Genomic DNA, 9,487 nt, shown 5'->3' on the forward strand with positions numbered 1-9,487 from the left:
GATGAACCCCACGCCGAAGTCGTCCAGATGCCGGGCGATGGCCAGCTTGTCCGCAACGGTCAGGTTGATGCCCTCACGCTGGGCACCATCACGCAGGGTGGTGTCAAAGACGTGGAAACCGTCGTTCGGCGCGGGTGCGTCGAAGACGTGGAAACCGTCGTTCGGCGCGGGTGCCGAGCGGCCGTCGACGGCGGCGGGACGGACACCGCCCACGAGGGCGCCGCGGGCCCCGGCCGGGACAGCGGCGTACGGGTGAGCGACCTGGGCAAGGCCCGGTTCTCCCATGGCGGACTCCTCGTCCTCGGGTCCGCGCCCGGTGTGCGCGGCCGGATCCGAGCACCGTACGCGGGCAAAGGCGGGGCGGGCGTCCGCGCTCCACCGGTTCTGAAGCGGACCTCAGGCGATCGTGGGGCGCACGGCCAGGTTCGGGGATGGCCGGATTCGTTCGCCGTTCTCCACCACCGTGTCAGCGCCGTGTCAGCGCGGCACGAGGTGCGGTGCCGAGACTGGACGGGCGCTGCCACACGAGAGGGGAGGCAGGGGTCCGCTCCGGCGCGCGCCCCGACACACCATGACCACGAGTCACTTCCCGCGCGTACCGCACACCGAGCCCATGGCCGTGCTCATGGACCTCGGACGTGGGGCCGAAGGGATGCCACCCGTCCTGGAAATACTCGGGCCGCTGGACACCGCGCACCTCGACGCGGCCCTGGACGACCTCGGCCGGTCCGGCTGCGGCGGTCCGGCGTGGCGGCCGGAGCTGGGGCGCAGCGGCCCCGGGCGGCACCTGTTGCGGTTCACCGCCCGGTCCGCCGAGGCCCGCGCCGACCTGCCGGTCGGCCGCCTCGCCGATCTACTCACCCGCCCGTCCGCGGCACAGCTCCTGGCGGTGAGCGGTGTGCCGGCGACCCCGTTGCAGCGGCACCTGCTGGCGGACGACGACGCCCGCCCGCGCGGTGACCGGCACGTGGAGCGCATCGCCTTCGACTGGCACGGGCCCTTCGACCAGGCGGTGTTCACCACGGCCTGGCGCTCTGTCTTCGCCCGCGAGACGGTGCTGCGCACCGCCTTCGACGACGGGGCGCGGCCGATGGCGGTGGTGCAGGGCGCCGTCGAGCCGCAGATCACCGTCCTCGACGCCGCCGGGACGGACTGGCGGCACCTGCTGGTCCGCGACCGGGCCCGGGGCATGGACCCGCGCCGGCCCGGACCGCTGCGGATCACCGTGCTGCGGGCCCCGGGCGGGCCCGCCCGCGTGCTGCTCACCTTCCACCACGCGCTGTTGGACGGCTGGAGCGTACGGCTGCTGCTGCGCGAGTTCTACCGCGCCTATCTCGCCGGGGGAGCACTGCCCGGCGGCGAGCGGCGACCGGACATGAGGGACTACGCCGACTGGCTCGCCGGGCAGGACACGGCGCCGGCACGCGAGTTCTTCACACGGGACGCCGCGCACGGCCCGCTGCCCGACCTGACCCGCCTGCGGACCTTCCGGCCCGTGGGGGCGGGTCGCAGCGGACACTTCCGCCTCCGGCTCAACCACGAGGAGACCACGAACGTGCTCACCCGGGCCGCGGCCTGGGGCAGCACCGAGGCCACCGTGCTCCAGGCGGTGTGGGCGCTGCTGCTGTACCGGGACGCCGAGGCCGACGGGCCGGCGAGGGTGCGGTTCGACACCGCCGTGGCGGGGCGCGGCATCCTCCTCGACGGCGTCGAGAGGCTGCCCGGCCCGCTGCGTACGGCCCTGCCCGTGTCCGTGGTCGTTGACCCCCGTGACGAACTGTCCGGGCTCCTGGCCGCACTTCGGGAGCGAGCCCTCGACCTGTCCTTGTACGAGTGGGTCTCACCCGGACAGATAGCGGCCTGGTCCGCGGGGGAGCGATCAGGAGCGGACACCGTGCTGGCCTTCGAGACGAACGGGCGCTCCCTGGCCGGGGTCGTCGGGGACCTGGCCGCTGCGGGGGTGCACGTGGGCGTGCCCGAGACGCTGGACAGGGCGAGCGCACATCCGGTCACGTTGGTGGCCCACCACGACGGCTCGGGGCGGCTGGTGCTGACCCTGCACCACGACGGGTCCCGGATCGGCGACGCCGCCGAACTCCTCGCCCGGGCCACCTTGCTGCTCCGGGAGCTGACCACCGGTCCGGAGCGCGTCGTGAGAGTCGCCGAAGCGCTGGCGCTGCTGCCGCCGTCCGGTGCCGTCGCGCCGCCCCGGTCCCGTGCGTCCGGTACGAGCGCGGGCCGTCCGCGGGGATCGGCCCCGGCTTCCGGCTCCGCGGACGCGGAGCCCTGTGTGCTACGGCCGGGTGCGTACCGCGGCGCGGACAACGTCGGGCTGCTGCAGGCCCGTGACGTCGACCGCTCGTACTACCAGCGGCTCGCCCGCGCCTATCCCGGACCGGAGGAGATCGTCCTGCTGCGCGCACCCTGCGGCGAGCCGGGCGGACTGCGGGTGCTCGGAGCGTTCAGCGGCGACGGCGTGACGGTGCACGACATCGCCCGTCGGGTCGCGGCGGGCGGCGGGCCCCCTCCCGTCGTCGTGCTCACCGGGCCCGCCACCGGCGCGAGGGACTTCGCCCGGATCCTCGCCGACGCCCGACGGCGCCCGGGCCGCCAGCCGGCCTGACCTCTTCGACAGGCCCCGGGCGAACGCGTCCGGCCACGGGCACCGTGGGTCCTCACACCCGCGCCGCGGCGATCCGCAGCCGTGCCAGGTACTCGCACTCCAACGCCGTGACGAGGGCGCGCAGCGAACGCGCCACCCGTCGCACCACCTCCTCGCCGGCCAGCACCACCGCGAGGTCCCGGCACTGTTCGAGTCGGTCCAGCCAGGCGCGGCAGGACATCGCGTACGGCCCGCTGTCGTCGACGGTCTCGGTCACGTCGAGCAGACCCGCAGTCGCCGCGGCCACCTCGCGCGGGTGCGGGAGGTGGCCGCCGCCGAACTCGTTCGCGTGCAGCAGGCGCAACTCCTCCCGGGGCCGTGCGCCGATCGGTGTCCGCGAGGCCGTCACCGTGTCCAGGACGAGACGTGCACCGGGCGCCAACGCGCCGGCCACCGACGTGAAGAAGCACCGGTAGCGCAGGGCGCGGTCGCACCGGCCGAGCGAGGCGGGCACGGTGCGCTCCAACACGTCCGCGCAGAACGCGGCGTCGTACGGCCGCTCGGCCCGGTGCTCCGCCCAACTCTCGCGGCGCACCGACACCCGCGGATTGCCGAAGCCGGAGATGAACGACGCCTGCGTCCTTTCGGCGCCGAGGCCGACGGCGCGCTCCACGCCGTGCACGGTCGTCAGCCGGTGCAGCAACGTCCCCCAACCGCAGCCGAGGTCGAGGACGCGGGCCGCGCCGTGCGCCGCGGCCAGCTCCACGCGGCGGTCGATGCCGCGCTCCTGGGCCTCGTCGAGGGTGTCGCCCAACGGCTCGCCGTCCTCCCAGTGTCCCGCCGCCCGCGCCATGCTCGGGCCGAGCAGCAGCCGGTGGAACACCTCGTCCGCACCGTAGTGGGGTCCTGGGGCGCAGACCGGCCGCCGGGAGGGCCGGTCCTGCTGGCTGGTCATGGGCTGCCTCTCGTCAGTGCCGTCCGCCGGTTCGCCCCCAAGGCTGCACCCGAACCCGCAACCGGGCCGCAACACGAGCCGGTCCCGGCTCGGTGCGCCGCCTACGACGACGCGGCGGTGAGCGCACCGAAGGCGGGCGCGGCCAACGCCGGCGGGGTCTCGAAGGCTCCGAGGAGGTCGGGGGCCGGGAGCCTGCGCGGGGAGCGGCGGGGAGCGGGGCGCGCCGGGCGGGCGGAGGACCGCAGGAGGTCCAAGTAGAGCGCCTGGGTCTCGCAGTCCGGGTCGATACCCATCTCCTCCGCCAGCAGCGTGCGCACCTCGTGGTAGGCGCGCAGCGCCTCCGCGCGGTTGCCCGCGCCGGCGTGCGCCGCGATGCGGCAGCGGTGGGCGCTCTCCCGGAGCGGGGCGCTGCGGACCGCTTCGTTCGCCCAGCGCAGCGACTCGTGCGCGTCACCGAGCGCGGCGGCCGACCGGCTGGCCAACTCCAGTGCCGTCAGGCGCTGTCCGGCCAGCCGCTCGCGCGTCTCCTCGGCCCAGTCGCCCTCCGCCGAGGGGAGGAACGAGCCGCGCAGGGCGCCGGCGGCCTCGCTCGCGTACCGGCGGGCCACGGCGTGCGCGCCCTCGCCGTACGCCGTACGTGCCGCGGCCACGGTCCGCTCCGCCTGCTCCAGGTCGACGACGGCGTCATCGGGCAGTCGCAGCAGGTAGGACCCGGCGCGCGCCACCAGCGGGGTCGCGCCGGGAGGCCGCAGCGGGTCGGCCACCGCGGTGCGCACCCGGGAGACCACGCCGCGCAGCGCCGCCGCCCACGTGTCCGGAAGCTCGCCCGGCCACAGCGTGTCGGCGAGCCCTTCGCGGCTGGTGCCCGCTGCCCGGTCCAGGACGAGCCGGGCGAGGGCCGTCTGGACCTGCGTACTGGACAGATGGCGCGGTGCCGCGCCGTCGTGCTCGACGGTGACCGTTCCCATCAGCTTGATCTTCATCGCTGCCCCCGTAAGTGTTCGACGACGTGTCCTGGCGCCGTCTTGCGTCGCTCTTGCCTCCCTTGGCATTGAAAACACGATCACTCGCGCGCCGCTTGAGTGCGGATGGACCGCCGCCGGCGGTGGAACCGGGCACGGCCCGTCGCCCGTCGGGGCGCGCCGACGCTTGAGAAGCAATCGACGACCGGCCTACTCCCGCTACAGAAAAGGGAGTTGGCGTCGATCGCCGGTCTACGTTGCTTCACGACCCCATCCGTACGCATTCGGTGAGCCGCGGAGAGACGCGATGACGACGATGACGACGGCGCTGATCACGGGCGCGACGAGCGGCATAGGCTTGGCCGTCGCCCGTGACCTGGGGCGTCGCGGCCACCGCGTCTTCGTGTGCGCCCGCACCGCGCGTGACGTCGACCGGACCGTCGACGCCCTGTGCGCGGAGGGCATCGACGCGGCGGGCACCACGGCCGACGTCCGGTCCCGGGAGTCGGTGGCACGGCTGGTCGCCGCCGCCGTCGACGCCTTCGGACCGCTCGGCATCCTCGTCAACAGCGCGGGGCGCAACGGGGGCGGCGTGCTCGCCGACCTCGACGACGACCTCTGGTACGACGTCATCGACACCAACCTCAACGGTGTGTTCCTGGTGACCCGTGAAGTCCTCAGGAACGGGGGGATGGCCGACGCCCCCCTGGGGCGCATCGTCAGCATCGCCTCCACGGCGGGCAAGCAGGGGGTACTCCTCGGCTCCCCCTACTCGGCCTCCAAGCACGGGGTCCTCGGCTTCACGAGGGCCCTGGGCAAGGAGCTCGCGGCCAGCGCGGTCACCGTCAACGCGGTCTGCCCGGGCTACGTCGAGACGCCCATGGCCCAGCGGGTCCGCCAGGGCTACGCCGCCGCCTGGGACGCCACCGAGGAGTACGTACAACGGCAGTTCGAGGCACAGATCCCGCTCGGTCGGTACGCCACCGCGGAGGAGGTGGCGGGCCTGGTCGGCTATCTGACCACGCCCCTTGCGGCGTCCATCACCGGCCAGGCCCTCAACGTCTGCGGCGGCATGGCCAGTTTCTGAGCACCACCGGACCGCTCCTGCCGCACCCGCACGATCGCCCCCACGACCGGAAGGACCACCCATGCCCCAGTTCGCGACCCCCGAGCCGGTCACCGCGACCGTGAACCTCGTCGCCGGCAGCGCCAGGATCGTCGCATCGGACCGCACCGACACCGTCGTCGAAGTGCTGCCGGCCTTCACCGGCAAGGAGGGCGACGCCGACGTCGCGAAGGAGACCACCGTCTCCTTCGCGGGCGGCAGGCTCCTCGTCCAGGCTCCGAAGGGGAAGGTGTCGCGGCGCGAGTCGGGCGCGGTGCGCGTGCTCGTTGAACTGCCCCGCGGCTCCGTCGTGGAGGGCACCATCGCCATGGGCGGCTTCACCGTCGAGGGCGAGCTGGAGCGGTGCCGGCTGACCGCCACCGAGGGCGACCTGAGCGTCGACCGGGCCGAGGCGGTGCAACTGAGCACCCGGCACGGCGACGTCGCAGTCGGCGCGGTCACCGCGAGCGCCCGAATCACCACCGGCACCGGGCAGGTGCGGATCGGCCGCGTCGCCGGCCGATGCGAGATCGACAACTCCAACGGCGCCACGCGCGTGGACGAGGCCCGCGGAACGCTGCGGGTGAAGGCGACCCGGGGGGACGTCTCCATCGGCCGCTCGCTCGCCACCGTCAACGCCACCACCGCGCTCGGCATCGTCAGCGTCAACGAGGTCGCCGCCGGCCGCGTCGAAGTCCGGGTCCGCCAGGGCAGCGCCGACATCGGCCTCCTCGACGGCGTCCCGGCCCAGCTCGACGTCAAGGCCACCTTCGGCACCGTGTACGGCAGCCTCGGCGCCGTCGAGGACCCCGGCGACGCCGAGGACGTCGTCGTGGTGCACGCCCGGGTCGACAACGGCGACATCCACGTGCGCCGCGCCCACTCCACCGAGCGCCAGCCGGCCGAACTAGCCGGCGCCCGCGACTGACACCCACACGAAGGAGAGAGGGGGGCACGATGACTGCCACCACCACCGAGACCGTACCCGTCACCACGACCCACGGCATCAGCGCGCACGCGCTGCGGAAGGCGTACGGGGACAAGGTCGTCCTCGACGGGGTCGACCTCCAGGTCGGGGCGGGCACGATCTTCGCCCTGCTCGGTCCCAACGGAGCCGGCAAGACGACCACCGTGCAGATCCTGTCCACGCTGATCCCCGCCGACGCCGGCGAGGCGCGCGTGGCCGGGCACCACCTCGACGCCGCGCCGGACGCGGTGCGCGCCGCGATCGGCGTCACCGGACAGTTCTCCGCCGTCGACAACCTGCTGACCGGCGAGGAGAACATGCTCCTCATGGCCGATTTGCACCACCTGCCGCGGCGCGAGGGCCGGCGGCGCTGCGACGAACTGCTCGCCCGCTTCGAGTTGACCGAGGCGGCCCGCAAGCCGGCGTCCACGTACTCCGGCGGCATGCGGCGCAAGCTGGACCTGGCGATGACCCTGGTCGGCAACCCGAGCGTGATCTTCCTGGACGAGCCCACGACCGGTCTGGACCCGCGCAGCCGCCGCAGCCTCTGGGAGGTCATCCAGGGCCTCGCCGAAGGCGGCGTGACGATCTTCCTCACCACCCAGTACCTGGAGGAGGCCGACCAACTCGCCGACCGGATCGCCGTCCTGGACGGTGGACGGATCGTCGCCGAAGGGACGGCGGAGCAGCTCAAGGCACGCATCCCGGGCGGCTTCATCCGGCTGCGGTTCACCTCCGCCGCCCGGTTGGACGCCGCCGCCCTCGTCCTCGGCCGGGACGGGTACGACGCGCAGGCGCTCACCCTGGAGATCCCGAGCGACACCGGCGTGGCCGCGCTGCGCTCCCTGCTGGACCGACTGGACGCGGTGGCGGTCCAACCCGAGGCGCTGACGGTGCACACGCCCGACCTCGACGACGTCTTCCTCGCCCTCACCGGCCGTCCCCACGCCTCGGAGGCCGAATCGTCCAAGGAGAACCCCCGATGAGCACCTCGACCTACGCACTGCGCGACTCGCGCACGATGCTGCGGCGCAACCTCAAGCACGCCCAGCGCTATCCGTCCATGACGATCTCCGTGGTCGCCATGCCGATCCTGATGCTGCTGCTGTTCGTGTACGTCTTCGGCGGCGCGCTGGGCAACGGCATCGGCGCGCCCTCGGGCCGGGACGGTTACACCGACTACGTGACCCCCGGCATCATCCTGATGGCCGTGACCTCGGGTTCGGTGGCGACCGCCGTGGCGGTGTGCACCGACATGACCGAAGGCATCATCAACCGCTTCCGCACCATGGCCATCTCGCGCTCCGCAGTCCTGGTGGGCCACGTCGTGGGCAGCGTCATCCAGACGATGATCAGCCTCGTGCTGGTCATCGGCGTCGCCCTGGCCATCGGCTTCCGGCCCGACGCCACGGCCGTCGAGTGGGTCGCCGCGATCGGCCTGCTGGCCTTCCTCGCCTTCGGCCTCACCTGGCTCTCGGCCGGCCTGGGCATGTTGTCGCCCAACGTGGAGACGGCGAGCAACGCGCCCATGCCGTTGATGTTCCTGCCCTTCCTGGGCAGCGCCGTGGTGCCGCCCGAGTCCATGCCCTGGGGCCTTCGCTGGTTCGCCGAGTACCAGCCCTTCACCCCGATCAACGAGACCCTGCGCGGCCTGCTGCTCGGCAGCGGGATCGGCAACGACGCCTGGTTCGCCCTGGGGTGGTGCGCCGTGCTCACCGCGCTCGGATTCCTGTGGGCCCGTTCCGTCTTCAACCGCGGCGCCAAGCGCTGACGCCGCACGGGACGGCGCACACGACGAACCGACTGGAGGACGCGAGGAGTCATGACCACCCACCTGCAGAACACCAGCACAACGGGCCTCGTCGTCGAGAGCCCCTACATCTGGCGGGCCCGTCGGCGCAGCGCCCGGCACCGGCTCGTCTGCTTCCCCCACGCCGGCAGCGGGGCCAGCGCCTTCAGCGGCTGGGCCGGACTGCTCGGAGAGGAGGTGGAGCCGGTCGCCGTCCAGCTCCCGGGGCGGCAGAACCGCCTCCTGGAGGACCCGCCCACCGAAGTGCCTCCCATGATCGAGGAGATCGTGGACGCGCTGCTCCCCCTCACGCGCGACCTGCCGTACTCCTTCTTCGGCCACTCGTGCGGCGCCCTGCTCGCCTACGAGGTCACCCACGTCCTCCAGGCGCGCGGCGAGGTGCTGCCCCGGCGGCTGTTCGTGTCCGCGCAGCCGTCGCCGGAGGAGGCCAGGAAGAAGGCCAAGCTGCACCACCTGTCGGAGGAGGAGTTCCGTGCGGAGGTGCTCCGCCTCGGCGGATTCGACGAGGAGGTCGTGGAGGACGAGGACGCGCTGGAGCACCTGCTGCCCACCGTGCTCGCCGACTTCGCGCTGTGGGAGCAGCACGACATCACGCTCGCCCCGCCGCTGCGGGCCCCGATGACCGCGCTCGTCGGCGGCGAGGACCACCGGGCGCCACAGGAGCTCGTCGCGGGCTGGAAGGACCACACCAGCGTCGGCTACGACGAGCGCGTCTACCCCGGCGGGCACTTCTTCGTCTTCGACCCCGGCACGGACGCCGAGGTCCTGGCCTACCTGACCGACCGGATGCTGACCTCGTAACGGCACCGAACGGCACCGAACGGCACGAACCAAACCGCACCGAACCGAACCAAACCGCACCGCACCGACGCCGCACGGTGGCGGGCCCTCGCACCACGGGCCACCGCACCGTCGCGGTGCACCTCCCAGCCGCCCGGCCGGAATTCTTCCGTCCGGGCGGCTTCGCGCTGTCCGCGAAAATTCCCCGACACCCCTTTACGGCCTGGTGGGAAAGGGCGCCCGAAACTGCCTCAAGCGGACCTCCATCACTCCTCGACAATTCACGCCACTGGCTTGTCTATGGTG

8 protein-coding genes and 1 pseudogene are annotated in these 9,487 nt (G+C 73.3%); 6 read left to right on the forward strand and 3 right to left on the reverse strand.

Features of this window, described 5'->3' with window-relative positions:
* A pseudogene (locus ABZ842_RS32625) lies at window positions 1-285 on the reverse strand (hypothetical protein); the annotation flags it as partial.
* A gap of 286 nt (window positions 286-571) precedes the next feature.
* Between ABZ842_RS32625 and ABZ842_RS32630 the strand changes: the two are divergent.
* Window positions 572-2,623, forward strand: coding sequence for a condensation domain-containing protein (locus tag ABZ842_RS32630; protein ID WP_361545120.1), 2,052 nt, complete (start codon window positions 572-574; stop codon window positions 2,621-2,623).
* Between the two features lie 52 nt (window positions 2,624-2,675).
* Here the strand turns inward: ABZ842_RS32630 and ABZ842_RS32635 are convergent, their stop codons facing one another.
* Together ABZ842_RS32635 and ABZ842_RS32640 are read right to left on the reverse strand one after the other, a co-directional pair.
* A complete protein-coding gene (locus tag ABZ842_RS32635; RefSeq protein ID WP_361545123.1) occupies window positions 2,676-3,557 on the reverse strand; it encodes a class I SAM-dependent methyltransferase in 882 nt (293 codons plus the stop codon).
* Between the two features lie 101 nt (window positions 3,558-3,658).
* A complete protein-coding gene (locus ABZ842_RS32640; protein WP_361545126.1) occupies window positions 3,659-4,540 on the reverse strand; it encodes a bacterial transcriptional activator domain-containing protein in 882 nt (293 codons plus the stop codon).
* Between the two features lie 286 nt (window positions 4,541-4,826).
* On the opposite strand from ABZ842_RS32640, the gene ABZ842_RS32645 reads away from it, so the two are divergent.
* The 5 genes from ABZ842_RS32645 to ABZ842_RS32665 all read left to right on the forward strand — a co-directional run bounded on the left by ABZ842_RS32645 (window position 4,827) and on the right by ABZ842_RS32665 (window position 9,202).
* Window positions 4,827-5,606, forward strand: a complete 780-nt coding sequence (locus ABZ842_RS32645) for an SDR family NAD(P)-dependent oxidoreductase (RefSeq protein ID WP_361545129.1) — start codon at window positions 4,827-4,829, stop codon at window positions 5,604-5,606.
* A 61-nt stretch (window positions 5,607-5,667) separates the two neighbouring features.
* Complete coding sequence (locus tag ABZ842_RS32650; protein ID WP_361545132.1) at window positions 5,668-6,552, forward strand: DUF4097 family beta strand repeat-containing protein; 885 nt, start codon at window positions 5,668-5,670, stop codon at window positions 6,550-6,552.
* Window positions 6,553-6,581: 29 nt separating this feature from the next.
* Window positions 6,582-7,577, forward strand: coding sequence for an ATP-binding cassette domain-containing protein (locus tag ABZ842_RS32655; protein ID WP_361545135.1), 996 nt, complete (start codon window positions 6,582-6,584; stop codon window positions 7,575-7,577).
* Window positions 7,574-8,362, forward strand: a complete 789-nt coding sequence (locus tag ABZ842_RS32660; protein WP_361545138.1) for an ABC transporter permease — start codon at window positions 7,574-7,576, stop codon at window positions 8,360-8,362. Before ABZ842_RS32655 ends, ABZ842_RS32660 begins: the two co-directional genes overlap by 4 nt.
* A 51-nt stretch (window positions 8,363-8,413) precedes the next feature.
* Window positions 8,414-9,202: an alpha/beta fold hydrolase gene (locus ABZ842_RS32665; protein ID WP_361545141.1), complete on the forward strand. Its 789-nt coding sequence runs from the start codon at window positions 8,414-8,416 to the stop codon at window positions 9,200-9,202.
* Window positions 9,203-9,487: the final 285 nt, after the last annotated feature.

Origin of the sequence: Streptomyces sp. NPDC047315, from assembly GCF_040643215.1 — a bacterium.
GTDB lineage: Bacteria > Actinomycetota > Actinomycetes > Streptomycetales > Streptomycetaceae > Streptomyces.

What these genes read in the sequence shown, in the direction of transcription:
- ABZ842_RS32645 (WP_361545129.1), top strand. Translation starts at nt 4,827, where the DNA reads ATGACGACGATGACGACGGCGCTGATCACGGGCGCGACGAGCGGCATA.
- ABZ842_RS32650 (WP_361545132.1), top strand. Translation starts at nt 5,668, where the DNA reads ATGCCCCAGTTCGCGACCCCCGAGCCGGTCACCGCGACCGTGAACCTC.
- ABZ842_RS32665 (WP_361545141.1), top strand. Translation starts at nt 8,414, where the DNA reads ATGACCACCCACCTGCAGAACACCAGCACAACGGGCCTCGTCGTCGAG.
- ABZ842_RS32630 (WP_361545120.1), top strand. Translation starts at nt 572, where the DNA reads ATGACCACGAGTCACTTCCCGCGCGTACCGCACACCGAGCCCATGGCC.
- ABZ842_RS32655 (WP_361545135.1), top strand. Translation starts at nt 6,582, where the DNA reads ATGACTGCCACCACCACCGAGACCGTACCCGTCACCACGACCCACGGC.
- ABZ842_RS32660 (WP_361545138.1), top strand. Translation starts at nt 7,574, where the DNA reads ATGAGCACCTCGACCTACGCACTGCGCGACTCGCGCACGATGCTGCGG.
- ABZ842_RS32635 (WP_361545123.1), bottom strand. Translation starts at nt 3,557, where the DNA reads ATGACCAGCCAGCAGGACCGGCCCTCCCGGCGGCCGGTCTGCGCCCCA.
- ABZ842_RS32640 (WP_361545126.1), bottom strand. Translation starts at nt 4,540, where the DNA reads ATGAAGATCAAGCTGATGGGAACGGTCACCGTCGAGCACGACGGCGCG.